We start from the raw sequence: 25,758 nt of genomic DNA on the forward strand, positions 1-25,758 counted from the left end.
CACCATGCAAAGCATACCGGCGCGCCACCGTGAGTTCCTGACGACTGCTCTCGACGCCTGGCGGTCCCACCCGGGAATCCTGGGCGTCCTCGCGGGCGGCTCATTCCTGAGCCGGAGCATGGACGAGTTCTCGGATCTGGATCTCGTCCTCGTTGTCTCGGACACGCTGCGGCCCCAGATTGCCCAGGAGCGGCTCGGGATCGCTCGAGTCGCCGGCCCCCTGCTCCAGGGCTTCACGGGCGAACACGTGGGCGAGCCCCGCCTGCTGATCTGCCTCTATGGACCGCCGCTCCTCCATGTCGATCTGAAGTTCATCTCGGTTGCCGAACTCGGCTCCCGAATCGAGGATCCGGAGATCCTGTTCGAGCGTGATGGCGTCATCTCGGAGCGCCTGCGCACGACCCAGGCAAAGCCGCTGGAGGCCCCGTCGGCGCAGTGGATCGAAGACCGCTTCTGGGTGTGGATCCACTACGGCATCGACAAGGTCCGGCGCGGAGAGATCTTCGAGTGCCTGGACATGTTGGCGTTCCTGCGAGCACAGGCTCTCGCTCCGCTCATTTCGCTCGTGGACGGTGGGCTGTGGCGAGGAGTGCGGCGCCTCGATGCCTCACGCCACGCCTCGGCGCTCTCGCGGGTCTGTGCGCAACCCGATCCGAAGGACTGCTTTCGCGCGCTGAGCGCCGCTGTCGAACTCTATGCCGCGCTGCGAGGTCATCTCCCCGCGGCAGCGGCTCCCACGCCCTCGCCGGCGGAGCCCACCGTTCGCGCCTATCTGGCGGAGGCAGTGGCCCTGCAATCATCGCCGTAGGGCAGGTCGACGCAATCGGAGCAGGAGTCCTGCGTACAGAGGGAGCAATCTCTCACTCCGGAGCCTGCCCATGCGCCCGTTGTCCCTTTCCACCCTGGCTCTCTGCAGCATCCTGTCCCTGCCCGCACTCGCGGAGGATACGGGGAGCTCACAGGCTTCCCCGCCCAAAGAGGCCAAGGACAAGAAGACACCTCCGCCTCGCGTGCAGTGTTCCATCCATTCCAAGGATGGCAGCCGCGCCGTCCAGGGCGTCAACCTGGTCGTGAACGCGGGAGAGAAAACCCGAGACGCCGTGGCAGTGGACGGGGACGTCCTGATCCGCAAGGGCGCCGTGGTGGAAGACGTGGTCGCCATCCACGGCAAGATCACCATCGAGGAGGGCGCCAAGGTGAAGGGCGATGCCGTCGCGCTCGGTGGGGAAGTCCGGCTCCAGAAGAAGGCCCGGGTGGAGGGGGACGTGGTGGCGCTCGGCGGCTCGCTCCAGATGGATGAGAGCGCCAGCGTCGGAGGCGACAAGGTCAGCTTCTCCCTCTCCTTCAACGGAGATGAACTCGCGCAGAGCTTCCTCGAGAAGGCCCTCAAGAACTCCGATTGCCAGATCACCCTCCGAAGTGACGACAACGACAACGACGACGATGACGACGACAAGGATGACCACGACGAGTAGGCATCCCTGTTTCGAACCCCACGGACCCGAAGCGAGGGTTTGACGCACTGAGTTGAAGATCGAGCTGGGCTCTCTTGCTCAGTCGCCAGCCTCCAGGACAGCCGGGCCCCTTGGTACCTGCCGGGTTGTTCTGGCGTAGGGGTTGCCGCTTTTTGCGGCTATCTTTCGCGCACCCCTCGCCAAGGAGGCTGCAATTCGTATCGGAGTTCCTCGAGAAATCCTCCCGGGTGAGCGGCGCGTTGCTGCGACCCCCGAGTCCATCCGCAAGCTTCGTGAACTCGGCTTCGAAGTCTCCGTCGAGAAAGGCGCGGGCTCCGATTCCGGCATCTCCGACGACGCGTATGCCGCGGCGGGCGCCACGCTGGCCGACACGGCCGACGCGCTCTGGAAGGCCGCTGACGTCGTCGTGAAGGTTCGCCCGCCGACGCCGGAGGAGGCTTCACGGGCCCGGCCGGGCATCACGCTCATCTCGCTGCTGCAGCCGGAGCGCCATCCAGAGCTCCCCCCGGTCCTTCAGTCGCTCAAGCTGTCGGCCATCGCGCTGGAGCGCATCCCTCGGGTGACGCGCGCCCAGAAGATGGACGTGCTCAGCTCCATGGCGAACCTGGCCGGCTACCGCGCCGTGATCGAGGCCGCACAGCACTACCAAGGCTTCTTCAGTCCACAGATCACCGCCGCGGGAGCGACTCCGCCGGCTCGCGTGCTCATCATCGGTGCCGGCGTGGCGGGACTGGCCGCGATCGCCGCCGCGAAGTCCCTGGGCGCGGAGGTACGCGCCTTCGATGTGCGCGCCGCCGCGCGTGAGCAGGTGGAGAGCCTGGGGGCCAGGTTCCTCCAGGTCGACATCCAGGAGAGCGGCGAAGGCGGGGGCGGCTACGCCAAGACGATGAGCAAGGAGTTCATCGACGCGGAGATGGCCCTGTTCCGCCAGCAGGCGGCGGAGGTGGACATCATCATCACCACCGCGCTCGTGCCCGGCACCCGGGCGCCGATCCTGTTGCCGCGGGATGTGGTGGACAAGCTCAAGCCCGGCTCGATCGTCGTGGACATGGCTGCCGAACAGGGCGGCAACTGCGAGCTGTGCAAGCCGGGGGAGATCGTCGAATTCAATGGGGTGAAGATCATCGGCTTTACGGATCTGGCCAGCCGCATGGCTGGCACCGCCAGCCGCTTCTTCGCCAACAACCTGGTGCATCTGATTACGGAGATGGGCGCGGGCGACAAGTTCCACGTCGATCTGGAGAACGACGTGGTGCGCCCGGCGCTCATCACCCACGGGGGCGAATTGCTGCCTCCACCGCCGCGCAAGGAGCCCTCCCCGGCCGCGCCGGCCAAACCCGCCCCGAAGCCGCCTCCCGCGGATGCGAAGCCTCAACAACAAGCCATCATGGCGCCCTCGCGCCGCGCCTGGGGCACGACGATCGGCGGCTTGCTCGTGATCGGTGTCCTGTTCGTGTTGGGCCGCTTCGCTCCCGAGGACTTCCTCAAGCACTTCACCGTCTTCATCCTGGCGTGCTTCGTGGGCTGGCAGGTGATCTGGAGCGTCACTCCGGCCCTGCACACGCCCCTGATGAGCGTCACCAACGCCATCAGCGGCATCATCATCATCGGCGGCATGCTCCAGATTGGAAGCGATGTGGATCTGGCCTCCATCCTGGGAGCGCTCGCCGTGCTCGTGGCCGCCATCAACATCTCGGGCGGCTTCCTGGTGACACAACGCATGCTGAAGATGTTCCGGAAGAATCCCGGAGGTGGCGCATGAGCGGCATCACTGCCATTGCCTACCTCCTGGCGGGCGTGCTCTTCATCCGCAGCCTCGGAGGACTCTCCAAGCAGGAGACGGCGGCGCGCGGAAACCTGTACGGCATGGTCGGCATGGCGCTCGCGGTGGGCGTGGCCGGCATTACCTGGCTGCTCACACGGGAAGGCTCGTTCGGAGCCGGCCTGCCGCTGCTGGTGGGCTCGGTGCTGGTGGGCTCGGTCATCGGCTCGGTGCTGGCTCGCCGGGTGGAGATGACGGGCATGCCGGAGCTGGTCGCCATCCTTCACAGCTTCGTCGGATTGGCAGCAGTGCTGGTGGGCATCTCCTCCTATCTGGCGCCTCGCGCGGGCGCTCATGAGCTGACCGGCGCGGCCCATATCGTCGCCATGGTGGAGATCTGGGTGGGCGTGGCCGTGGGCGCGCTCACCTTCACGGGGTCCATCATCGCCTGGGCCAAGCTGCGGGGGAGCCTCTCCGGCAAGCCGTTGCTGCTGCCAGGCCGGCATGCGATCAACGCCGCGATTGCCGCGGGGATTGTCGGCCTGGCCGTGCCCTTCGTGGCAGCCAGCGGGCCGGGCGCTGGCCTGGTGTGGCTGCTGGTGATGACGGTGCTGGCGGGCCTGCTGGGCATCCACTTGGTGATGGCCATTGGCGGCGCGGACATGCCGGTGGTGGTGTCGCTGCTCAACAGCTACTCGGGGTGGGCGGCGGCGGCGGCGGGTTTCGTGCTCGCCAACGATCTGCTCATCGTCACCGGCGCGCTGGTGGGCGCCAGTGGAGCGATCCTGTCCATCATCATGTGCCGGGCGATGAACCGGTCGATCCTCAACGTCGTCTTCGGCGGCTTCGGCACGGGGGATGTGAAACCGTCCGTGGGGCCTCGCTCGGGCGAGGTGCGCGAGCTGTCCGCGGACGAGACGGCGGCTCGGCTGAACGCGGCGAAGAACGTCATCATCGTGCCGGGCTACGGCATGGCTGTGGCGCGTGCGCAGAACGCCGTGGAGGAACTCACGCGAGAACTGCGCGAGAAGGGCGTGAACGTCCGCTTCGCGATCCACCCGGTGGCGGGCCGGCTCCCGGGGCACATGAACGTGCTGCTGGCCGAGGCGGGCGTGCCGTACGACATCGTCCAGGAGATGGAGCACATCAATCACGACTTCGCGACCACGGATGTGGTGCTGGTGATTGGCGCCAACGACATCGTCAATCCGGGCGCATTGGATGATGCGTCCAGCCCGATCTACGGGATGCCGGTGCTCGAGGTGTGGAAGTCCAAGCTCGTGGTGGTACTCAAGCGCGGCATGGCGGCGGGCTACGCGGGAGTGGAGAACCCGCTGTTCCTCCTGGACAACACGCGCATGCTATTCGGCGACGCGCGCAAGTCCATCGAGGCGCTGCTGTCCGTGGTCGGCAGATCCAAGGCAGCGTGATTGGAGCCCTACCCCTCTGCGTCCTCGGGATCCGGGTAGGACTCCAGCTCCTCGTCCTCCTCCGCCTCATGCGCCGCGCCGCGCTTCGCGTGCCCGCTGCGCGCCGGTGCCGCCTCGGGAGTCACCACGTACCACTGGCGGCCCTGCTGCTGCCGCTTGAGCAATCCCTCCTGCTCCATCGCCTCGAGCATCTTGGCGAACGTGGGGAAGCCGTGATCCCGCTCGTCGAAGTCCGGCTCCTTGCGGACAATGGTCTCCTTGATGAGCGACGGGTTGATGGGGCCCGCCGCGCTCCCCAGCAGCCGCTTCACCACCGATCGAGCAATATCCGGAACCTTCGGACGCCCCTTCTGCGCACCCGCGGGCGCCTCCGGCTCGTGCGCCTTGCTCCCATGCCCCTTGGCGCCACGGTGTCCGGAACGTGAGCCGCGCGCCGGCTCCTCGGCGCTGACCGAGTCGCCCTTGTCCTTCTCCCCACGGGCCTGTTTGGGGCGCAGGTACAGGAACTCGTCACATGCCTTCACGAAGAGCGGCGACGTGGAGCCCTTCACCGCCAGTCCGATCACCGTGCGGCCGTTCTCGCGCAGCTTGTACGCCAGCGGACAGAAGTCGCTGTCACCCGAGGCGATGACGAACGTGTCGATGTGCTCGCGCGCGTAGCACAGCTCCAGTGCGTCGATGACCAGGCGCATGTCCGCCCCGTTCTTCCCCGACCGGGTCGAGGGCGGCACATCCAGCAGCTCCACCCCGTACTCGTGCAGGCGCGTCTTGGCGTCCGGGAAGCGGGACCAGTCGCAGTAGGCACGGCGGAACACCACCTTGCCCTTCTCCAGCAGGCGGTCGAGGGAGGGCTGCAGATCAAAGTTCGCGGCGCTGATGCCGGTGTTGGTGACGAGGTTCTCGAAGTCGAGAAAAAGGGCGATGCGGTGCTCGGTCTGTCCGTTCAAGGGCCGTCTCGGAGAGGGCTGGGGCGCCAGGTTGGCGCGGGCTCAGGAGAGCCGGAAGAGCTACGGCCCCACCCTACTCTCTTCCCGAGAGGCCGTGGGGCTTCTCTCTTATCTACGGCTGGCCCTCCGGTGCCGCCACCACAACAACCCCATGATCCCGATCACGAGCACCACCGGGACCATCACCGTCCCGAAGTTCATGCCCATCGCGACCGGCATGTTCCCACCAAACTCCTTCGCGTCGATCGTGAGCGGGACCTGCATCGTCGAGATGATCTGCGCGCCAGCCTTCCGAGCCGCATCGAGGTCCCGCCGGTGGGTATTGAGAGAGAGAATGTCGAGCGTGTCACGCGAGGGGATCAGGTAGACCACCGCGCTGGCCGTGTTCGCCCGCAAGTCCGACTCCGGCAGATCCGTCGTGTATTCCCAGCGGGCCACCGGAACAGTCCCCACCTTTTCGAGGGTGTACGGACTGGCCTTGCTGTCGACCAGGTGCGTCGAGGCCCCGAACTCCTGGGACAGGTTCTGCATCGTGCCTTCGATGAAGCCTTGGATCTGCTGATCGTACATCTGCCCGATCCCGGGCCTCGGGATGCTCGCCACCGTGAGGACGAGCACATGCTCAGGCTGCCGGAGGACGACTTGCGCACGCACGTTCTTCCGCTGGGAGGACTCCACTTCTTCCCGAGGAATGCCCGCGCACGCCTGGGGATCGAACGCCGAGGTGGGAATGCGGATGCAGACCGTTGCCCCCTCCAGGCTGAAATCCATCGAGAGCTGTGTCTCGGGATTGACCGTGAGGCGCTCCGCGAACGCCACCGAGCCCGCGAGAAGAACTCCGAAAAGCAGACTCCGGCAGGCATGGTTCCGAGCGGGGCCTCTCGTGGCCCAGGCTGGCTGACTCATCCGCTCACGATAGCCCGGACGTGACTCGAGCCCCTCTGATCCGAAGGGGGGCTCGACGAAAACCAGGGTATCGCGAAAGATGGGCGTCCATGTAGGTAGACCGCGCCGAAGGCTCGTGCGTTGAAGCAGTCCTCGGACCGTAGAGGAGAGACCCGTGTACACCCCACAACGCCTGCTGCTGCTCACCGCCTTCCTGGTGCCCTTGCTCGCCTCGGCCCAGGGGCTGCTGCTGCCTACCACCCCCAACGCCCAGCCCCTGGCCATCAAGAGCCAGCGCGTCAGCGTCGAAATCCAGGACGGCACCGCCGTCACCCGCGTGGAGCAGGTGTTCGAGAACAACGGTCCCTCGCAGCTCGAGGCCCACTACATCTTCCCCCTCCCCAAGGGCGCTGCCCTCTCCGAGTTCTATCTCTGGATCAACGGCAAGAAGACCAAGGGCGAGATGCTCGAGAAGGAGAAGGCCACCAGCATCTACGAGGGCATCGTCCGCCGGCTCGCCGACCCAGGCCTGCTCGAGTACGTCGACACCGATGTGTTCCGCGTGCGCGTCTTCCCCGTCCCCGCTCGGGGTGAGCAGAAGGTGGAGCTCACCTTCAGCCAGGTGCTCAACTACTCCAGCGGCCTCTACCACTATCACTACCCACTCGGCGCCACGGCCAAGGCCCAACCCTCCGACTGGCGGCTCGTGGGCGGCAAGGCGACGCACGACTTCACCTTCAGCGCCAAGCTGTCCAGCAAGACTCCTCTGCGCAGCATCTACTCGCCCACGCACCAGGTCGATGTGTCCCGCCGTGGCGAGGCCAACGCGATCGTGGGCATGGAGCAGGTGGGCCAGGCCGATCTCTCGAAGGATCTCGACCTGTACTACTCCGTCTCGGACAAGGCCGTGGGCCTGTCGCTGCTCACGTACAAGCAGGCCGACGAGCCCGGCTACTTCCTGGCCCTCATCGCTCCCAAGACCGAGGTCAGCCCCAACGAGATCGGCGCCAAGCGCGTCACCTTCGTCATCGACACCTCGGGCTCCATGCAGGGCGGCCGCATGAAGATCGCCAAGGACGCGCTCAAGTACTGCGTCACGCGGCTCAACCCCCAGGACACCTTCAACGTCGTGCGCTTCTCCACCGACGTGGAGCCCCTCTTCCCCGGGCTCAAGCAGGCCTCCCAGGAGAACATCCAGAAGGCCGTCTCCTTCGTGGAGCAGATGGAGGCCCTCGGCGGCACGGCGATCGACGAAGCGCTCGTGCGCGGCCTCCAGGACAATGACGGCAAGTCCCCCACCCCTCACCTGCTCCTCTTCATCACCGACGGCCAGCCCACCATCGGCGAGACGGACGAGGGCGTGATTGCCCAGCATGCCAAGGACGGCCGGAAGACGAAGACGCGCGTGTTCACCTTCGGCGTCGGCGAGGATCTCAATGCGCGCCTGCTGGATCGGCTCTCCGCCGATGGCAACGGCACCTCGGACTTCGTCCGCGACGGCAAGGAGTTCGAGACCAAGGTCTCCAGCTTCTACGACAAGGTCAGCAACCCCGTGCTGGCGGACCTGGCTGTCGATCTGTCCTCCATCGACGCGTACGATCTCTATCCGCGCAAGCTGCCGGACCTCTTCAAGGGGACGCAGCTGGTGGTGATGGGTCGCTACCGCAAGCCCGGGGACGCCAAGGTGGTCCTCACTGGCTACGTGAACGGCGACAAGCGCACCTTCGATTATGGCACCACGGCGCCCCGCGAGGCCTCGCGCGACGACTTCATTCCCCGGCTGTGGGCCATCCGCAAGGTGGGCTTCCTGCTGGAGGAGATCCGCCTGCGCGGCGAGCGTCCCGAGCTTCGCGACGAGGTCATCACCCTGGGCAAGAAGTTCGGCATCGTCACGCCGTACACCAGCTACCTGGTGGTGGAGGACGAGCCGATGGTCGCCAACAACAACATGCCGCCCCCGCCTCCTCGTCCGTGGATGGATCGATCGGCACCTCGCCCGGGCTCGGCGCCCGTGCCGGAACCTGAGCGCAAGGCGGAAGCCGACGGGGCTGGAGATGACTTCGATGACGTCTTCGGCGCGAAGAGCGGGAGCACAGGTGGCGGCTTGCGCGGCGCGATGGCTCCCTCGGCCGCAGCCGCTCCGGCCGAGTCCATGACCATGGCCGAGGGCAAGGGCGCCGTAGCCGTCTCTCGCGCCACGAAGAAGATGAAGGAGCAGGAGCGCGGCCCCTCCGCGAGCGACCCAGTGCGCGTGGCCGCGGGCCGGACCTTCCTCTTCCGTGATGGCGGCTGGATCGACTCCGAGGCGCTCTCCAACCCGGGCCAGCAACTCAAAGTGAAGTTCCTGTCCAAGGGCTACTTCGCGCTGCTCCAGGCCCGGCCAGAGCTCAAGGATGCGTTCGCGCTCGGCGACCGGGTGATGGTGCGAGTGGCCAAGGGCAAGAGCATCGTCATCGGGCCGGACGGTGAGGAGGACGAAGGCAAGATCCGGGCCTTCCTCAAGTAACCCGGCACATCGGGCCCCGGGCCCTGCCTCCCGGGGAGCATTGTGCTGAAAATACGGGACCATGGCAGACTTTGAGGTAGGACAGGGGGGCAGGTTCCAGGCCCCCCTGGGAGGTCCCGATGGCGGAGCGGCGGCAGCACCGGAGATTCAAGAAGCAGTACACGGTCCGGTTCGGCACCACTGATCTGTCCAAACAAGGAGTCACCGGCGACATCTCCAAGGGCGGCGCCTTCATCCTCACCCGGGACCTGGTGCCGCTGGACACGCGGGTGCACCTGCAGGTGCAGCTGGACCCGAAGAACTTCGTGCTCTTCGAGGGGATCGTGCAGCGGCACCGGAAGGTGCCTCCCGAGCTTCGTCAGGTGGATGCGGGGGGCTTCGGGGTGCGCTTCCTCTACCCGGGCGAGGTGGTGGCGGACATCGTCCACCAGGACACGACGACATTCGAGCTGCACTACGCCTCCGCCGAGGAGCTCCAGGCGGCCTACAAGCGCGAGCTGCGGGCGGGCGGGATATTCATCCCCACGGAGAAGCCGCTGCGCATCCAGGACAAGGTGATCGTCTCCTTCTGCCTGGACTTCGCCAACGCGACGGTGGAGCAGGAGAGTTCGGTGGTGCACATCGCCCTGCCGGGCAACACGCGCGCGGGTGTCTCCGTCGTGTTCACCGACAAGAAGGCGCTCGAGGAGCAGCTCAAGCCCTTCCTGCCCGCGCCCGAGAAGTAGCCGCCCGCCTTCGCGTGTCTACTGGGCGTTCGCCGAGCTCAGCGTGAACGCCACACTCACCTGCTTGCCCGAGCCCACCTCCACGGGCGTGGGGCTTGCTGGATTCGTGGCGAACGTCACCCCTTCAGGGCCGACGATGGACGCCGAGAAGTCACCGGGGATGAGGAACTTGAACTGGGCCTCGAAGGTGCCATCGCTGTTGGCATCCGTGAAGGCCACCGTCTCCACGGTGCCAGCGGTGTTCGAGAGGGACGCCCTGAAGTCCGCCAGGGTGACCGGCAAATCGTTCACGCTGGGCAGGATGACGTCGGCACCCTTCGTCAGCGTCAGCGTCACCGTGCTGCTGAAGGTGATCTCGGCGGCCTTGATGACGGGGCTCATGACCCACTGGCCCGAGTTGCCCGCAAGCCGGCCGAAGCTCTGCGCCACGTCGAAGTCCACGAGGATGACCTTCTGGTCACCCTCCACCTCGAGAGGGTCTGCGATCTTCACCTTGAGGCCGGACTGCCCGTAGCTGGGCATCCGCAGATCGCCAGCGACCTGCGCGCCCATGGGCAGACCTTCGCAGCTCGGCGACGAGGCGTGTATCCGCGAGGAACCCTCCTCCTCCTCGACCTCGATGAAGGCGCTGGTGATGACGAAGCGCAGCTCCTTGTAGGTGCCAGAGGGAACGACGGCGTCCTTCACCAGATCGGCGGTGTCGTTCGCCAGCGTGAGCAGATCGGTGGTCTTCGCCTGGTTGAGCAGAACGACCCGGTTGTTCTCACCCTCACCCAGCAGCTCGACCTCGGAGATGGTGACGACGGCGCGCTTGAAGTTCCCCGGAGCGTCGGTGAGCTTGATTGTGACCTTGCTGTCACCCCTACAGCCGATGAGCCCGAGCGCAAGAGGCAGGAGGCAGGAAGCCAGGATGTGGATGCGCCGCATGGATGTCTCCCAGTGAATACCTCCAACATCGGCGGAGAGACCGTCCCGCGAGACCATCGGCCACGGCCCGACACACCGCGAGCCGCGGAGAAACACCCAGCCTGAAGAACTTCCACGTCTCTATTTCTGACCGCGGTGACACATCGTCACCATGTGCGGGAGACAAGACCAGAGCAGCGGCCAGGAGCACGTGTTTCATGCTCCAGGCCTACGCGAGGCCGCGCACGCGCGTGAACCGCTCGGCACTCCGAGTCCCAGCGCGGATCAGCTCTGCGCGGGGTGTACTTCATCCTGCGCTGGCTTCTGCTCGCGGCCGAAGAGCCGTCCCAGTCGCGCCTTGGCGCGGTCCGCCACGACATAGAAGGCAGGGACCACCAGGAGGCTCAACACGGTGGAGACGGACAAGCCGCCCAGCACCGCGATGGACATGGGCTGACGCGTCTCGCTGCCCGCACCGAGCGCGAGCGCCGCTGGCACCGCCGCCATCATCGTGGCGATGGACGTCATCAGGATGGGCCGCAGCCGCACCGGCCCCGCGCGCAGCATGGCCTCCACGGCATTGGCACCCTGCTCGCGCTGCTGCAGGGCGTAGTCCACGAGGATGATCGAGTTCTTCTTCACGATCCCCATCAACAGCAACAGGCCGATCATGCTGAAGATGTTGAGCGTGGTGCCCGTGGCGCCCAGCGCGAACGCGGCTCCCGCCACCGACAGCGGAAGGATCGTGAGCACCGTCACCGGATGGAGGAACGAGTTGAACTGCGAGGCGAGCACCATGTACGCCACGCCGATCCCCAGGAAGAGCGCGAACACCAGGCTGCTCATGGACTCGCGGAAGGCCACGCTGGCGCCGCCGAGCACCACGCGGGTGCCTCCTGGCAGCTCCTTGGCCAGCTTCTCCACGGTGCCAATGGCTTCCTCCTGGCTGGCGCCCGGAGCCACGTTGGCGAAGATGCTGATGGCGCGCTCGCGCTCGCGGCGGGTGATGGCCTGCAGCGCCGGACGCTCCTCCTGCTGCACCAGTGAGGAGAGCGGCACCAGCTCACCACTGGCGGTGCGCACCTTGAGCCGCGAGAGATCCTCCGGCCGCGAGCGCTGATCGGCCAGCAGCCGCAGCCGCACGTCGATGCGCCGCCCACCGGTGCTGTACTTGCCCACGCGCACACCGCCCACCAGTGAGTTGATGGTGGCGGCCACGGACTCGATGGAGATGCCCAGATCCGCGGCGCGAGCCCGATCCGGAGTGATGCGCAGCTCCGGCATGCCGAGCTGGTAGTCCGTGTCCACGTCCACCACCTTGCCGCTGGCCTGGAGCTTGTCACGCAGCTCCATGCTGGCATCCACCAGCTTGTCCCAATCCGAGCCACGCACGCTGAACTCCACTGGGAAGCCTCGCTGCGCGGTGAAGCCGCTCTGGGACAGGTCCTGCACCACCGCGCGCAGGCCCGGGTACGAGTTGAGCTCCTTGCGCAGCAGTTGCTGGAACTGCGCCTGGGGCATGCGCTGGTCCGGTGGCTTCAGGGTCACCATCAGGTTGCCCGAGTTCACCGCCGAGCCACCGCCTCCCATGCCGCCGATCACCGCGAAGACCTTGTCCACCTCGGGACGGCTGGCGGCGAACTCCTCCGCCTTCTGGAAGAGCCGGTTCGTCTCATCGAGACTGCTGCCCACCGCCGTCTGCAGGCGCACCGACAAGCGGCTCTGATCCTGGGAGGGAACGAACTCGGCGGACAGCGCCTTGAAGGCCACCCCCGAGGCGGCCAGCATCAACGCCGCAGCCGCCAGCACCCACCAAGGCCGCTTCAGCGCCTTGCCGAGTACGCGCTCGTACAGGTTCTCCAGCTTCACGAAGCCCCGGTCCACCATCAGGCCCACGCGCCCCCGGTGCTCGCGCCCGGCCCGCAGCAGCTGGGCGCACCGGGCCGGCGCCAGGGTGATGGCCTCCAGGTAGGACAGCAGCACCGCCACGCAGAGGGTGACGCCAAACTGGAGGAAGAACTTGCCGATGATCCCCTTCATGAAGACAACGGGCAGGAAGATGGCCACCACCGCCAGCGTGGCCGCCAGCGCCGCGAAGGTGATCTCGGAGGTGCCCTCGCGCGCGGCGCGCACCCGTTCCTTCCCCATCTCCGCGTGCCGGTAGATGTTCTCCAGCACCATGATGGCGTCGTCCACCACGATACCCACTGCCAGGGCCAACCCGAGCAAGGTGAAGGTATTGAGCGTGAAGCCCAGGAAGTAGATGACGGCCACCGTGCCCAGCAGCGACATGGGAATGGCCAGGATCACGTTGAGCGTGCTGGACACCGAGCCCAGGAACATCCAGCACACCAGCGCCGTCAGCGCGCATGCCAACAGCAGCTCCACCTCGATCTCGTGGACGCTCTCCTCGATGAAGCCCGTCGAGTCGAAGTTGATGCCCAGGATCATGTCCTTGGGCAGCTCCTTCTGGAGCTCGGCCAGCACGGCGCGCACGCCCTGGGCCACGCCCACCGCGTTGGCGCCACGCTGCTTGCGGATGCCCATGCCCTGCGCGGGATTGCCGTCCACGCGAGACAGGCGGCGCACGTCCTCGAAGCCATCCTCCACCAGCGCCACGTCGGACAGGTACACCGGCGAGCCCGCCTGCTGGCGGATGATGATGTTGCGCAGCGTCTCCAGATCCAGCGCCTCGCCCATGACACGAACGTTGACCTCACGCCCCTCCGTCTCGATGCGCCCGGCGGGCAATTCCACGTGCTCGCGCTGGAGCGCGGCGATCACGTCCGTGACGGTGAGTCCCTTGGAGTCCAGCTTCTGGGCATCCACCCAGATGCGCACGTTGCGCTCGAGCGCACCGCCCAGCGTCACCTCGCCCACGCCCTCCACCGTCTGCAGCTTCTCCTTCACGCGGTAGCGCGCGTAGTCACTCAGCATCTGCGGCGAATAGGGCCCGGACAGCCCGATCCACATGATGGGCTGGTCCTCGGGATTCGTCTTGGAGATGACGGGCGGATCCACGTCCTCCGGCAACCGCCGCTGGGCCTGGCTCACCTTCGTCTGCACGTCCTGCAACGCCAGGTCCACGTTGCGGGACAGGTCCAGCTCCACCGTGATGGAGGCACTGCCCTGGCGCGCCGTGGAGGTCAGCGACTTGACGCCCTCCACCTGCATCACCGCCTCTTCGATGGGCTCGATCAGATCGCTCTCCACCGCCTCGGGGGACGCGCCCTCCCAGGTGACGGAGATGTTGATCGTAGGGAAGTCCACGTCCGGGAACTGGCTGATGCCGATACGCTGAGCGGCCACCAGTCCGAAGACGATGGTGGCCGCCATCAACATCCACGCGAAGACGGGCTTCTTGATGCAGGCCTCGGTCAGGCTCATTGCGCGGCCCCTCCGCTACCACCGTTGTCTCGGCCCACCGGTTGTTTGCGCGGCTCGCCCGACAACTCGGGCTTCGCACCCTCCGCGATGCGCACCGGGGCTCCGTCTTTCAGAGCCTCGGCGCCGCGCACAACAATGCGCTCTCCCGGCTTGATGCCCTCACGCACCTCCACCCGGCCATCCGCCGTGCGCAGCCCGAGCTCCAGCACGCGCTCACGCGCCTTGTCTCCCTCGACCACGTAGGCCAGGAAGCCGCGCTCGCTGGGCCGCACCGCCGTCTGGGGGACAACTGGTGCGCCCTTCGCCGTGGCCACAGGGACCGCGACGGTGGCGAAGGCTCCGGGCCGCAGGGATTCAGCAGACTCCTTGGACACCTCGGCCGTCACCGGCACCATGCGGCTCTGATCGTCCGCCGCAGCCGCCACATAGGTGATCTTCGCCTCATAGGTGCCGCTGTCCGAGCGCACCGTGAAGCGCGCCGCCATGCCCGGCTTGATCCGCGCCACGTCCGCCTCCGGCACGCGGAAGCGCAGCAGCAACGGATCGCGGCGCAGCAGCGTGGCCAGGACATAGCCCGGCTGCACGTACTGGCCCGTCTGCACCGTGCGCGTCTGCAACACCCCGTCCATGGGCGCCTTCACGTACGCATCGCGCAGGTTCAGCTCCGCCTGGTCCAACGCCGCCTTCGCCGCGCTCACCTCTGCCGCCGCCGTGCGCGCCCGCGTCTCGAAAGTCTGGAGCTCCTCCGCAGGCAACAGGCCCGGGCGCTGCTCGTTCACCGCCGCCCGCCGCTGGGCTCCCGCCTGCGCCTCAGAAGCCGAGGCCTGCGCCTTCTCCAGCGCCGCCTTCGCCGCGCTCACCGCCAGGCTGTAGCGGGTGGGCTCGATCTCCGCCAGCACGTCGCCCTTCTTCACCGCCTGGCCCTCCGTGAAGCCCACGCGCTCCACGACTCCCGCCACGCGGGCGGTGATCTGCACCCGTTCGAAGGCCTCCACGGAGCCCACCGCGCTCACCACGTACTCGACGTCCTGGACATCAACGGGAGTCACTTCGACGGGGAACTGCATGGCCCCTCGGCCCCCTCCGCCTCCCGCCCCCCCGCCACCGCCCTTGCCTGCCTGCGGACCTCCGCCCGGGGCGCCTCCCGCATCCTTGCGGCCACAGCCTGCTCCCAGAGCCACGGCCACGGCCACCACTGCCAGCAGCCCCTTCGCACGCATCACGATCACGGCTCCTTCCCGAGAGGATCGAGTCCCACAGCCGCCCGGAGATCCAACAGCGCCACCCCCAAGGTGTAGCGCGCACGAGCCGCCGCCACTTCCGCCTCGAACAGGCGCAGTGAGGCGTCCGCCACAGCCAGCGCGGTGGACAGCCCCTGTCGATAGAGAATCCCCGTCTCCTCCGCGTTCTTGCGAGCTTGCGCCGCGGCCAGCTCGCTCTGCCGAAGGGCAGCCTGGGAGTTGCTCAGCACCACCTGCGCCCGCTGGATGTCCACGCCCACCCGGCGGGTGAGCGCGGTGGTCTCCAGTTCCAGGGCCTGAGCCAGCGCCACCTGCTCGCGCCGCTCCGCGTACCGCTCACCCCCATCGAAGAGGTTCCACGTGAGATCGAGCGCCAGGAACCCGTCCCCCGTGCGGCCGGCGAGGCCCGGCTCATTGGTGAGGCGGTACTGCCCGCTCAACCCGAGCGAAGGAAACAAGCGGGCCAGCGGCTCCTGGGCGGAGGCCTGCTGAGCCTGGACCTTGAGCCTCGCGGAGAGCACGTCGAGCCGCCGCTCCTCCGCCCCCTGGCCCAACACGTTGAACGAATCCGGCGGCCGGGCCGCCTCGGCGAGCACAGGTTCGGGCAGCGCCAGCGGTCCCTCCACGGGCGTCACCAGCAGGAAGCCCAGCTCGATGCGGTTGGTGTCGGCGTCGCCGCGAGCTTGGGCGAGTTGCACCTCGGCGCTGGAGAACTCCAGCTCGGCGCGCGTCACGTCATTGGTACTGGCCAGGCCAGCCTCGGCCCGAGCCTTCGCGTCCTGCAGGCTCTGCCGGGCGAAGTCGAGCCGCCGGACGGACGCCTCGTACACCTGCTGGGCCCCCAGCGTGGCCAGGAAGGCATCCGCCGCCTCGAAGGCCACCAGGCGCCGTGCCTCGCGCGCATCCAGGCCCGCGGCCTGTCCCTGGAGCTTCGCGGCCCGGTACAGCGGAAAGCCGCGCGCGTCGAACACCGTCATCCGAGCCACGGCCGTGGCGCCCAACGCATTGCGTCGCTGGCTCACCACCTGCTGGCCATCCACGTCGCGCACCGACTCGCGCATGCGGCGGGTGTAGGTCCCGGTGACAGTCAGCTCGGGGAAGAAGAAGGCCCGAGCCCGTGCCACGCGCGCGTCCGCGGCCTCGGCTCGCTTCTGGGCCGCCAGCGCCGTCTCATTGCGCTCGGCGGTCAGCGCCACCGCGCGCTCGAGGGTCAGAGGCTCGCCCTGAGCCTCCTCCAAGGGTCGGGCCCCGGGCTCCGGACTCTGCGCTGCGGCTTCCAGAGAACCCAGGGCCAGACAGGCCCAGATCGGCGCGACGAGGAAAGGTCGAACGGTGAACATAGCGAAGGTGAAACGAGCGCGTGCGCCCCAGAATCCTCCACCGCTCCCTTTATTCCGATCCGCCGCGCCGAGCGCCCTCAACGAATGTCTCGAAGGAGCAACGGGTCACCCGCGGCGGTGGGGTATTCCAGGCTGAGAGTGAACTCCTCGGTGCTGCCCATTTTCTGCTCGAGCTTGTCGCACACCGCACTGGTCCCACACTTCAAGGGAGTGGAGTCGATCAACGCATAGCCACTGGCGCGAGTGCCCGTGAGGTACTCCCGATTCATTCCAAGATCGACCACCGCATCAAACGGAGCGTGCTGCGTCTCGAGGACTTCCTCCACCACGTAGCGAATCGAGGAACCATCCGCGGGAGGATTCTTCACCTCGTGCTCGGAGATGCGGACTCGCTGGATCACGCCCCAGCTGAACTCGAGCCCTTCAATCTCATGGAAGATCGTTCGCTCCCCGGTCTCCCGGTTGACGCCTATCGGGCAGAAGCCGGGGCCCACGCCCTGGCACGCCAACTTGGCGGGGGAGATCCCGTACTCCACTCCCGATTCCCCGCACCCGGCGAGCCCCAGCACGACCCCAGCCACCAGGAACCCAATGCGCTTGAACGGCCTCATGTGTCGCTCCTCGAATCAGCTCGGGGCGCCGGCCCCTACCTCACCTCCGAGCCCACTTCAAAAAACTGAACTCCTTGCCAACCAGGATGTTCCGGAATGGCGCGAGCGTCCTGATCCAGTGCGCTCCAAAGTGGTGCATCCCGGTGTCCCCATTCCTGCCCAACACCTGTGATTCCGATTGGTTACAAACTGGCATCATCCCTGCTCTTACGCCTGAACGTCAGCGGTTTACACGAAAACGTCAGCGCGGTCCCAGGGGCCGTGAGAAATCTCGAGGAGGATCACCATGGAAGTCCGGTTCTTCGGCGTTCGGGGCAGCATCGCGGTGTCGGGGTCGCGCATCGGTGGCAACACGGCGTGCGTGGAGGTGACGAGCCAGGGCCACCGGCTCATCCTCGATGCGGGCACGGGCATCCGCACGCTGAGCGAGATCATGATGCGCGAAGGCCCGCCGCAGAAGGCGACGATGTTCTTCTCGCACCTGCACTGGGACCATGTGCAGGGCTTTCCCTTCTTCACGCCGGCCTATCTGGGCTCGACAGAGCTGATGATGTACGGGCCGGGCGCCAACGGGGATCAGGCGCTGCAGAGCGTGCTGGCCAAGCAGATGGAGCCGCCCAACTTCCCGGTGCCGCTGAGCGTGCTGCGCTCGAAGATGGCGTTCGGCTCGGCGATGCACGGCCAGCCGATCGAGGTGGGGCCGTTCAAGGTGACGCCCATCGATGTGCCGCACCCGCAGGGGTGTCTGGCCTACCGCGTCGAGGCGGACGGGCACACCTTCGTCTATGCCACGGACGTGGAGCTGTCGCGGGACGGGCTGACGGCGGACGTGGGCCGGCTCATGGAGGGCGCGGACGCGCTCTGCCTGGACGCGCAGTACACGCCGGATGAGTACTCGGGGAAGGTGGGCATCCCGAAGAAGGGCTGGGGCCACTCGACGATGGTGGATGCGGCCCAGGTGGCCACGGCGGTGGAGGCCCGGCGGCTGCTGCTGTTCCACCATGACCCGGCGCACAACGACGATCTGGTGGAGAACATGGCCGAGGAGGCTCGGAACCATTTCTTCGCGACAGAGCCAGCGCGGGAAGGAAAGCGGCTGGTGCTAGGCCGGACTGCGAGCGAGTGAGGACGGGCGGCGCGATGCTCTACGAATGCTATGGTGGGAGCACGGCGTTCGTTCTTCCGCCGCTACCCACCATGCCCCAGCCTTCGGATGTCAGCCAGGTACTGCTCTCGGTGGGAGGCCTCGTCGGGCGAGAGGTCGACCTCGACGCGTTCCTCCAGACGCTGGTCGATCGCATCGCGGTGACGATGCAGGCGGATCGCGGGACGCTCTGGCTGTTGGACCCGGCGCGTGGGGAGCTGTTCTCACGCGCGGCGCACCTGCCCGAGGTGTCGCAGATCCGGGTGAAGCTCGGGCAGGGCGTGGCGGGCCACGTGGCGAAGGTGGGCGAGGCCGTGAGCGTCCCGGATCCCCGGGGCGAGCGCCTGTTCTTCGCGGACATCGATCGGCTCACGGGCTACAAGACGACGAGCCTGCTGGCGGTGCCGCTGCGAGACTCGGAGGGCGCCATCTACGGCGTGCTGCAAGTGCTCAACCGGCGAGGCGGAGATCGCTTCACGGAAGAGGACATGGAGCGGCTGACGGCGATCGCCGCGCAGGTGGGCACGGCGCTGCAGAGCACCAGCCTCTACCAGGAGCTGAAGCGCGCGAAGGATCAGCCGCAGGCGCCGGTGGGCTACTTCTTCAACCGCATCATCGGCGAGTCTCCGCAACTCAAGTCGATCTACCGGCTGGTGCAGAAGGCGGCGCCCACGGACGCGACGGTGCTGCTGCGCGGAGAGAGCGGCTGCGGCAAGGAGCTGTTTGCGCGGGCGATCCACGTCAACGGGCCGCGGCGGGACAAGCCGTTCGTGAAGGTGGATTGCGCGGCGCTGCCGGCGACGCTGATCGAGAACGAGCTGTTCGGCCACGAGAAGGGCGCCTTCACGGGAGCGGACCACCGGGTTCCGGGCAAGTTCGAGGCGGCGGATAGCGGCACGGTGTTCATCGACGAGCTTGGCGAGCTGCCACTGCCGGTACAGGGCAAGTTGCTGCGGGTGTTGCAGGATCGCGAGTTCGAGCGCGTGGGCGGTACGCAGACGGTCAAGGTGGACGTGCGCATCGTCGCGGCGACGAACCGGGACCTGGTGAAGATGGTGTCCGAGGGGAAGTTCCGCGAGGATCTCTACTACCGCATCAAGGTAGTGGAGATGATGCTGCCGCCGCTGCGGGAGCGCGGGGCCGAGGACATCGAGCGGCTGGCGCGGCACTTCGTGGCGACGGCGGCGAAGCGGCACCGGCTGAAGCCGCCGCAACTGAGCTCCGTCGCGTTGGAGCGTCTGAGGACCTACCGCTGGCCCGGCAACGTGCGCGAGTTGGAGAACTGCATCGAGAGCGCGGTGGTGCTCTGCGAGGGGGAGATCCTCGAGGAGCACCTGCCATTGCCCACGGTGGACCGGACAATGCCTGTGGCGGGAGCAGTGTCTGAGGTGGCGCCAGCCAAGACAACGCCAGGAAATCTGCTGCCGTTGGCGGAGGTGGAGCGTCAGCACATCCTGCGTGTGCTGGAATCGGTGAAGGGCAACCGCACGGCGGCGGCGAAGGTGCTGGAGATCGGCCGCAACACGCTGGCGCGGAAGCTCAAGGAATACGGATTCGCGGACGAGGGGTGAACCCCTGGGCCGGGTAAACTGAGGCCATGACTGTCCCCTCTTCCCATCCGCGACGCGTTCCCTATTCCGGTATCTGGCTCGAGAACTTCAGCCTGACGGCTGTGAGAGGCGGTGCGCTGCTGGCGGGAGGCACGGAGTGGCAACCTGATGGAATCGGCTCCAAGCCACGGGCATCCGAAGGGGCTGCGCTCTGGGATGCCTCGACCGAGGAGTGGCGGCCCGTGCAGCCTCTTCCCTCCGCACGATATGACCACGCGGCTGTGCCCCTCCCCGACGGGCGCGTCCTGCTCGTGGGAGGACGCACCAACGAAGCCCCGGAGCTGAACAGCACGCTCATCTGGGAGCCTGAGACCCGAAGTTTCCGTGAGGGTCCTCCGCTCCGTGAGGCACGTTCCCATCCTGTCGCCGTGACGCTGCCGGACGGAGCGGTACTGGTGCTGGGCTCCGAGTTCGACGACGACATGCAGCGTGGCACGCGGGCGGAGTTGCTCCGCCCGGGAGCCAGAGCGTGGGAACCTGCTGGGCAAACGGTCCACATCTTCCACGTGGGTCCCGTGTGCGTGAGCGGCCAGCGCGTGGTGATCGCGGGAGGCCGGGACAATGGCTTCGGGTTCGCGATCATCGATGGAGTGCACTACGCGCCGCCGTTGGCTCAAAGTACCGAGATCTGGGAGCACGGCGGCCGTGCCTGGAGAGCCGCGACCGGACCATTGCTTGAGCCCCGAGATGATCCTGCGGGCGTCACGCTCTCGGACGGGAGCATCCTCGTCGTGGGGGGGTGGCACGAAGGCCAGGTCCTCACCAGTGCGGAACAATGGGACCCGAACACCGAGCGATGGAGCCCAGCAGGGTCTCTGTCGATTGCACGCTCCAGCTTCACCTTGACCGCGCTGCCCGATGGACGAGCGGCGGTGTCGGGCGGGCTGGGACAAGGCCCCTTCGAAGAGGTGACGGCAGTCGAGCTCTGGGATCCGCAGCGCCGCGTCTGGTCACCAGGAACGCCTCTTGCGCAGGGGCGCGCGGGCCACAAGGTCGTTCCCGTGGACGCCGGAACATTCCTGGTGGTGGGAAACTCGCGTCCCACCCCAGAAGCTCCCCCGGAGACGACATGGGAGGTGTGGCGGCCCGCTCCGTAACGCGTTCGAGCTGCCCCTCGCCGCGCACTCTGGACCCACTGGTGTGCTGGTAGGACCAGGCGGCGTCAGAACATGCCGCTGTCTCCCTACCCGACGGGCGCGTGCTGATCATGGGAGGACGCAGGCGGTGGCACGTTCCTGGTGGCGGGTAACTTGCACCGCGCATCGGCAGGTCCCTCGGAGACGATCTGGGAAGTGTGGCGGCCCGTCCCTTGACGAACGGGCCGCGCGCTACGTGGCCCGTCCCACTCCGACGACCCGCCGCATCAGCAACTTCTGCAGCAGCACGAACATGAGCAGGAGCCCGCCGATGGCGACCCGGGTCATGCCAGAACTCGTCATGCCCTCGTAGGTCGTGATCGACGTGAGGATGAGCCCCAGCATCAGCACTCCCACGAGCGTGCCGAACACCGATCCGACTCCGCCTGCCAGAAGCGTCCCGCCGATCACCACCGTGGCGATGGCATCGAGTTCCATGCCAACGCCCTCCAGATGGCTGCCGCTGGAGAGATAGAAGGTCAGCGCCGCACCAGCGAACGACGCGCAGAAGCCACTCAGCGCGTATACAGCGATCTTCGTGCGCCGCACGGGCAGGCCCATCAGCAACGAAGCCTCCTCCCCTCCTCCGAGCGCGTAGACGTTCCGGCCGAACGGCGTGAAAACCGCGACGTACCAGCCGACCAGGACGAACAGCAGGAGCAGGATCGCCGTCATGGGCAGCGGCCCCAAGCGCGTGATGGCGATGGCCGTGTGGCGCGGGTCCGAGATGGCGATCGACTCCAGGTGGATGATGAACGCCAGTCCGCGCACGAAGAACATCCCCGCGAGCGTGACGATGAACGGCTTGATGCTGGTCGAGTGGATCACCGCCCCCATCACCGCACCGAGCACTGTCCCGGCCAGGACGGAAGCTCCGATCGCCGCCAGCACATGCCAATGGTGGTCCATGATGAGGACGCCAATCAGCACGCTGGAGAAGGACATGACGGCGCCAACGGACAGATCGATCCCGCCGGAGAGGATGACGAACGTCATGCCCACCGCGACGATGCCGAGCACCGCGTTGTTCGACAGGAAGTTGATGAAGACTGGCAGCGAGAAGAAGCCGTCGTACCTCACCGCCGCGATGGCGTAGAGGAGCACATAGGCCAGGACTCCGGCCATGACCGTGACGTGCTTGCGGAGGAAGTTCACGCGCTGCCCTCCACCGGGCGCAGGCGCCGCATCAGCCGCTCGAACGAAGGTGTCTGCATGTAACAGACGCCGAGCGCCACGACCGCCTTGATGATGAGCGTGTGCTCGGTGATGACCCCGCGCATCTGCAGCATGATCGTGAGCGTCTGGATGAAGGTGGCCCCGATGAGCGAGCCCACCAGGTTGGCCCGGCCCCCCGTGAGGCTCGTGCCTCCGAGAACGACCGCGAGGATGGCATCCAGTTCCAGGTAGAGCCCCGCGTTGGCGACATCGGCCTCCTTGATGTCCGCAGCAGCGATGAGCCCGGCCAGCCCCGCGCACAGCGAGCACGCCATGTATGCCAGCATCCGGATGACATGGACCCGCAGGCCACAGAGCCGGGCCGCCTGCGGATTGCCACCCATGGCCTCGATGTAGAGCCCGGTTGCGGTCTTCCGCAGTAGCAGCCCCACAACCAGGGCCACCGCCGCTACAAGGAGCGCCGGGAACGGCAGGCCCAACACGGTGCCGTTGCCGATGAACTCGAACGCCGGGATCTCGAAACGGACCTTCTGGTCATGCGTGAAGGTCTGCGCCACGCCACGCCCCATCACCAGCGTTACCAGCGTGACGATGATGGGCTGGATGCCCGCGTAGGTGACGAGCGCCCCGTTCATGGCGCCCACTGCCAGAGCCATCCCCAACGCAAGCACGATCCCCAGGGGAACGGAGACGCCATTCTCCGTCATCAGCAGCGCCGCCACAGCCCCCGCGAGCGCCATCACCGAGCCCACCGACAGATCGATGCCACCCAGCGCGATCACCAGCGTCATCCCAACGGCCAGCAGCATGACCGGGGCGCCGTTCTGGAAGATGTCGATCAGCGTTCCAAAGAGCCGCCCATCCCGGAGTTCGATCCGAGCGAACCCCGTGGTGAAGAGCATGTTGAAGATGAGCAGTGCCGCCAGCGCCACGAGCGGCCAGAAATTCCTAGAGCGCATGCTTGTCCTCACCCGCAGCCATCTTCGCGACCCCGGATACCTCAGCGGGCTTCTCCTCGCCCGCGATCACCTTCATGACCTCGGGCAGCGTCGTGCGGGAGAGTTCCCCCACCTTCTTCCGATCACGGAAGACGGCGATGCGGTGCGAGATCCGGAGCACCTCCTCGAGCGCGGCGGAGATGAAGAGCACCGCCATGCCCTTCTGGGAGAGCTGGTGGATGAGGCGCTCGATCTCGCCCTTGGCGCCGACATCGATGCCACGGGTGGGCTCGTCGAGAATCAAGAACCGAGGTTCGTATGCGAGCCACCGGGCCAGGATGACCTTCTGCTGGTTGCCGCCGCTGAGCAGCCGCACCGGCTGCTCCACCGAGGGCGTCTTGATGCCCAGCTTCGTCACGAACTCCTGAGCCAGCTTCTCCTGCTGCGCCCGAGACACGGTGAAGCCCAGCTTGCGCTGGACGACCAGCGCGATGTTCTCCCGCACGGACAGCTCGGGGATGATCCCGTCGGCCTTCCGATCCTCGGGGAGGAACGCCATCCCCTGATCGATGGCCTGGCGCGGACTCCGGAGCTGGCTGCCGTTGACCGTCCCCTCCTTCGCGTGGTCCGCGGCGAAGATCAGCCGAGCCGCCTCGGTGCGCCCAGAGCCCAGCAGTCCGGCAAAGCCCACCACCTCGCCCGCATGCACGGTGAGATCGAAGGGCTCCACGCCGCGCCGAGCCAGCCCCTTGGCGGACACCACCGCGGGACCCTGGCTCTCCACATGAGGTTGCAGCGCGGGCTCCACCTCCTCGGGGACCTTGCCCAGCATGTGCGAAACCAGGTCCAGCTTCGACAGCTGCGAGGCCGCATACGTCCCAACGAGCGTGCCATTCCGCAGCACGGTGATGCGGTCGCTGACGCGGTAGACCTGCTCGAGGAAGTGCGTGACGAAGACGATGCCCAGCCCCCGCTCCTTCAGCCGCGTGATGATTCCGAGCAGCAGCTCGGTCTCGTGGCTGTCGAGACTCGAGGTGGGCTCATCCATGATGATGATGCGCGCCGCGGTCTGCACCGCGCGGGCAATCGCCACGAGTTGCTGGACCGCGGCCGACATCGTCCCCAGCGGCTGATCGACAGGCACCCGCAGATCGAAGGTGGCGAGGATCTCCTCCGCCTTCTTGCGCATGGTCCGCCAGTCGATGCCGTACCAACGGCGCGGCGCCCGGCCGAGGAACAGGTTCTCCGCGACGGTGAGCGAGGGGACGAGGTTCAGCTCCTGGTAGATGGTGCTGATACCCTGGCGCTGGGCGTCCCCTGGAGAGGTGGGACGGAAGTCGCGCCCCTCGAAGGTGATCGTCCCTCCGTCGCGGGCATAGACGCCTGTCAGGATCTTGATCAGCGTCGACTTGCCGGCGCCGTTCTGCCCCATCAGGGAGTGCACTTCCCCCGCACGAACATCGAGGTCCACGCCTGCAAGGGCGTGGACCCCGGGGAAGCGCTTCTGAACGCCTCGAGCGACGAGGAGCGGCTCAGTACTCACGAGTGCCGATGACCTGCGCGGCGTTCGTCTGCTCGAAGAGCTGGTCCTTGTTCTGGATGAACTTGGGGACCTTCTCGCCCCCGCGGACCTTGTTGATCGTGTCGAACACGAGCGGCCCCATGAGCGGGTTGCACTCGACGGTGGCGTTGAGCTTGCCGGCCACCATGGCCTCGAAGGCGCCCTTCACGCCGTCCACGGAGATGAGGGTGACGTCCTTGCCCGGGTTCATGCCGGCCTCTTCCAGGGCCTGGATGGCGCCCAGGGCCATGTCGTCATTGTGGGCGTAGACGGCCTGGATGTTCTTGCCGTCCGACTTGATGAAGGCCTCCATGACCTCCTTGCCCTTGGCGCGGGTGAAGTCGGCGCTCTGGCTCTTGATGATCTTCATGTCCGGGTACTTCTGGAGGATCTCCTCGAAGCCCTTCTTGCGATCGATGGCGGGCGCGGCGCCGGTGGTGCCCTGCAGCTCGTAGATGTTGGCCTTGCCGTTCACCTTCTTCGCGAGCCACTCGCCCGCCATACGCCCCTCCTCGACGAAGTCGCTGGCGATGAGCGTGGTGTAGAGGCTGTCGTCGCTCACCTTGATGCCTCGGTCCACGAGGATGACCGGGATGTTGGCCTCCTTGGCCTGCTGGAGGACCGCCTCCCAACCCGTCTCGACGACAGGGGCCAGGACGATGGCGTCCACCTTCTGCGCGATGAACGAGGTGAGCGCCTGGATCTGCTGGGCCTGCTTGCCCTGGGCGTCAGCGAACTTGAGGTCGATGCCGCGCTTCTCGGCCTCGCCGCGGATGGACTTGGTCTCCGCCGTGCGCCAGGCGCTCTCGGCGCCCACTTGCGAGAAGCCGATGACCAGCTTCTTGGCAGCCGCGGGAGCCGCCGCTTCGCCCGCGGGCTCTTGCGGCTTGTCCGAGGACTGCTTGCTACAGGCCACCAACCCCACCAGGGCAACCGCGATCATCCATCTCATGGGTGTCTCCACACGCGAACGGCGGC

Annotated in this window: 20 protein-coding genes; 9 read left to right on the plus strand and 11 right to left on the minus strand. The window is 67.0% G+C overall.

Annotated features, from left to right (window positions below):
• Window positions 1-4: 4 nt before the first annotated feature.
• The 4 genes from KY501_RS13210 to KY501_RS13225 all read left to right on the plus strand — a co-directional run bounded on the left by KY501_RS13210 (window position 5) and on the right by KY501_RS13225 (window position 4,667).
• Window positions 5-808, plus strand: a complete 804-nt coding sequence (locus KY501_RS13210; protein WP_224363264.1) for a nucleotidyltransferase domain-containing protein — start codon at window positions 5-7, stop codon at window positions 806-808.
• A gap of 70 nt (window positions 809-878) precedes the next feature.
• Window positions 879-1,475: a bactofilin family protein gene (locus tag KY501_RS13215; protein WP_224363265.1), complete on the plus strand. Its 597-nt coding sequence runs from the start codon at window positions 879-881 to the stop codon at window positions 1,473-1,475.
• A 142-nt stretch (window positions 1,476-1,617) separates the two neighbouring features.
• Complete coding sequence (locus KY501_RS13220) at window positions 1,618-3,237, plus strand: Re/Si-specific NAD(P)(+) transhydrogenase subunit alpha (RefSeq protein WP_224363266.1); 1,620 nt, start codon at window positions 1,618-1,620, stop codon at window positions 3,235-3,237.
• On the plus strand, window positions 3,234-4,667 hold the full coding sequence (locus KY501_RS13225) for an NAD(P)(+) transhydrogenase (Re/Si-specific) subunit beta (protein ID WP_224363267.1): 1,434 nt from the start codon (window positions 3,234-3,236) through the stop codon (window positions 4,665-4,667). The genes KY501_RS13220 and KY501_RS13225 overlap by 4 nt, the downstream gene beginning before the upstream one ends.
• Window positions 4,668-4,675: 8 nt before the next feature.
• Here the strand turns inward: KY501_RS13225 and KY501_RS13230 are convergent, their stop codons facing one another.
• Together KY501_RS13230 and KY501_RS13235 are read right to left on the minus strand one after the other, a co-directional pair.
• The gene (locus KY501_RS13230) at window positions 4,676-5,614 is read right to left on the minus strand and encodes an NYN domain-containing protein (protein ID WP_224363268.1); all 939 of its coding nucleotides are present in this window, start codon (window positions 5,612-5,614) and stop codon (window positions 4,676-4,678) included.
• A 108-nt stretch (window positions 5,615-5,722) separates the two neighbouring features.
• Window positions 5,723-6,520: a hypothetical protein gene (locus tag KY501_RS13235; RefSeq protein WP_224363269.1), complete on the minus strand. Its 798-nt coding sequence runs from the start codon at window positions 6,518-6,520 to the stop codon at window positions 5,723-5,725.
• A gap of 154 nt (window positions 6,521-6,674) precedes the next feature.
• Here KY501_RS13235 and KY501_RS13240 point away from each other — a divergent pair, with 154 nt between their 5' ends.
• Both KY501_RS13240 and KY501_RS13245 read left to right on the plus strand, forming a co-directional pair.
• Window positions 6,675-9,005: a VIT and vWA domain-containing protein gene (locus KY501_RS13240; protein WP_224363270.1), complete on the plus strand. Its 2,331-nt coding sequence runs from the start codon at window positions 6,675-6,677 to the stop codon at window positions 9,003-9,005.
• 119 nt (window positions 9,006-9,124) lie between these two features.
• Window positions 9,125-9,730 carry a PilZ domain-containing protein gene (locus KY501_RS13245; protein WP_224363271.1) on the plus strand — a complete coding sequence of 202 codons (606 nt, stop codon included), beginning with the start codon at window positions 9,125-9,127 and terminating at the stop codon, window positions 9,728-9,730.
• 18 nt (window positions 9,731-9,748) lie between these two features.
• On the opposite strand, the gene KY501_RS13250 is transcribed toward KY501_RS13245, so the two are convergent.
• The 5 genes from KY501_RS13250 to KY501_RS13270 all read right to left on the minus strand — a co-directional run bounded on the left by KY501_RS13250 (window position 9,749) and on the right by KY501_RS13270 (window position 17,215).
• A complete protein-coding gene (locus KY501_RS13250) occupies window positions 9,749-10,657 on the minus strand; it encodes a DUF4382 domain-containing protein (RefSeq protein ID WP_224363272.1) in 909 nt (302 codons plus the stop codon).
• 264 nt (window positions 10,658-10,921) lie between these two features.
• Window positions 10,922-14,023, minus strand: a complete 3,102-nt coding sequence (locus KY501_RS13255) for an efflux RND transporter permease subunit (RefSeq protein WP_224363273.1) — start codon at window positions 14,021-14,023, stop codon at window positions 10,922-10,924.
• On the minus strand, window positions 14,020-15,243 hold the full coding sequence (locus tag KY501_RS13260) for an efflux RND transporter periplasmic adaptor subunit (protein WP_224363400.1): 1,224 nt from the start codon (window positions 15,241-15,243) through the stop codon (window positions 14,020-14,022). Before KY501_RS13260 ends, KY501_RS13255 begins: the two co-directional genes overlap by 4 nt.
• Window positions 15,244-15,248: 5 nt before the next feature.
• The gene (locus KY501_RS13265; protein WP_224363274.1) at window positions 15,249-16,604 is read right to left on the minus strand and encodes a TolC family protein; all 1,356 of its coding nucleotides are present in this window, start codon (window positions 16,602-16,604) and stop codon (window positions 15,249-15,251) included.
• Window positions 16,605-16,681: 77 nt separating this feature from the next.
• Window positions 16,682-17,215 (minus strand): DUF4377 domain-containing protein, encoded by a 534-nt coding sequence (locus KY501_RS13270; protein WP_224363275.1) that lies wholly within the window; start codon window positions 17,213-17,215, stop codon window positions 16,682-16,684.
• 286 nt (window positions 17,216-17,501) lie between these two features.
• On the opposite strand from KY501_RS13270, the gene KY501_RS13275 reads away from it, so the two are divergent.
• From KY501_RS13275 to KY501_RS13285, 3 genes are all read left to right on the plus strand, one after another.
• Window positions 17,502-18,341, plus strand: a complete 840-nt coding sequence (locus tag KY501_RS13275) for an MBL fold metallo-hydrolase (protein ID WP_224363276.1) — start codon at window positions 17,502-17,504, stop codon at window positions 18,339-18,341.
• 14 nt (window positions 18,342-18,355) lie between these two features.
• Window positions 18,356-19,930 carry a sigma-54-dependent Fis family transcriptional regulator gene (locus tag KY501_RS13280; protein ID WP_224363277.1) on the plus strand — a complete coding sequence of 525 codons (1,575 nt, stop codon included), beginning with the start codon at window positions 18,356-18,358 and terminating at the stop codon, window positions 19,928-19,930.
• A gap of 221 nt (window positions 19,931-20,151) precedes the next feature.
• Entirely contained in the window at window positions 20,152-21,066 is a 915-nt protein-coding gene (locus KY501_RS13285) for a Kelch repeat-containing protein (RefSeq protein ID WP_224363278.1), read from the plus strand.
• Window positions 21,067-21,297: 231 nt separating this feature from the next.
• On the opposite strand, the gene KY501_RS13290 is transcribed toward KY501_RS13285, so the two are convergent.
• The 4 genes from KY501_RS13290 to KY501_RS13305 are packed head-to-tail and all read right to left on the minus strand — an operon-like array spanning window position 21,298 to window position 25,732.
• Entirely contained in the window at window positions 21,298-22,260 is a 963-nt protein-coding gene (locus tag KY501_RS13290) for an ABC transporter permease subunit (protein WP_224363279.1), read from the minus strand.
• Window positions 22,257-23,240 carry an ABC transporter permease gene (locus KY501_RS13295; RefSeq protein ID WP_224363280.1) on the minus strand — a complete coding sequence of 328 codons (984 nt, stop codon included), beginning with the start codon at window positions 23,238-23,240 and terminating at the stop codon, window positions 22,257-22,259. Before KY501_RS13295 ends, KY501_RS13290 begins: the two co-directional genes overlap by 4 nt.
• Entirely contained in the window at window positions 23,230-24,762 is a 1,533-nt protein-coding gene (locus KY501_RS53900; RefSeq protein ID WP_224363281.1) for a sugar ABC transporter ATP-binding protein, read from the minus strand. Before KY501_RS53900 ends, KY501_RS13295 begins: the two co-directional genes overlap by 11 nt.
• Entirely contained in the window at window positions 24,752-25,732 is a 981-nt protein-coding gene (locus KY501_RS13305; RefSeq protein ID WP_224363282.1) for an ABC transporter substrate-binding protein, read from the minus strand. The genes KY501_RS53900 and KY501_RS13305 overlap by 11 nt, the downstream gene beginning before the upstream one ends.
• Between the last annotated feature and the right edge of the window lie 26 nt (window positions 25,733-25,758).

This window comes from Hyalangium versicolor (genome assembly GCF_020103695.1).
Classification (GTDB): domain Bacteria; phylum Myxococcota; class Myxococcia; order Myxococcales; family Myxococcaceae; genus Hyalangium; species Hyalangium versicolor.

What these genes read in the sequence shown, in the direction of transcription:
- KY501_RS13210 (WP_224363264.1), top strand. Translation starts at nt 5, where the DNA reads ATGCAAAGCATACCGGCGCGCCACCGTGAGTTCCTGACGACTGCTCTC.
- KY501_RS13215 (WP_224363265.1), top strand. Translation starts at nt 879, where the DNA reads ATGCGCCCGTTGTCCCTTTCCACCCTGGCTCTCTGCAGCATCCTGTCC.
- KY501_RS13225 (WP_224363267.1), top strand. Translation starts at nt 3,234, where the DNA reads ATGAGCGGCATCACTGCCATTGCCTACCTCCTGGCGGGCGTGCTCTTC.
- KY501_RS13235 (WP_224363269.1), bottom strand. Translation starts at nt 6,520, where the DNA reads ATGAGTCAGCCAGCCTGGGCCACGAGAGGCCCCGCTCGGAACCATGCC.
- KY501_RS13245 (WP_224363271.1), top strand. Translation starts at nt 9,125, where the DNA reads ATGGCGGAGCGGCGGCAGCACCGGAGATTCAAGAAGCAGTACACGGTC.
- KY501_RS13250 (WP_224363272.1), bottom strand. Translation starts at nt 10,657, where the DNA reads ATGCGGCGCATCCACATCCTGGCTTCCTGCCTCCTGCCTCTTGCGCTC.
- KY501_RS13255 (WP_224363273.1), bottom strand. Translation starts at nt 14,023, where the DNA reads ATGAGCCTGACCGAGGCCTGCATCAAGAAGCCCGTCTTCGCGTGGATG.
- KY501_RS13260 (WP_224363400.1), bottom strand. Translation starts at nt 15,243, where the DNA reads ATGCGTGCGAAGGGGCTGCTGGCAGTGGTGGCCGTGGCCGTGGCTCTG.
- KY501_RS13265 (WP_224363274.1), bottom strand. Translation starts at nt 16,604, where the DNA reads ATGTTCACCGTTCGACCTTTCCTCGTCGCGCCGATCTGGGCCTGTCTG.
- KY501_RS13270 (WP_224363275.1), bottom strand. Translation starts at nt 17,215, where the DNA reads ATGAGGCCGTTCAAGCGCATTGGGTTCCTGGTGGCTGGGGTCGTGCTG.
- KY501_RS13275 (WP_224363276.1), top strand. Translation starts at nt 17,502, where the DNA reads ATGGAAGTCCGGTTCTTCGGCGTTCGGGGCAGCATCGCGGTGTCGGGG.
- KY501_RS13280 (WP_224363277.1), top strand. Translation starts at nt 18,356, where the DNA reads ATGCTCTACGAATGCTATGGTGGGAGCACGGCGTTCGTTCTTCCGCCG.
- KY501_RS13295 (WP_224363280.1), bottom strand. Translation starts at nt 23,240, where the DNA reads ATGCGCTCTAGGAATTTCTGGCCGCTCGTGGCGCTGGCGGCACTGCTC.
- KY501_RS13305 (WP_224363282.1), bottom strand. Translation starts at nt 25,732, where the DNA reads ATGAGATGGATGATCGCGGTTGCCCTGGTGGGGTTGGTGGCCTGTAGC.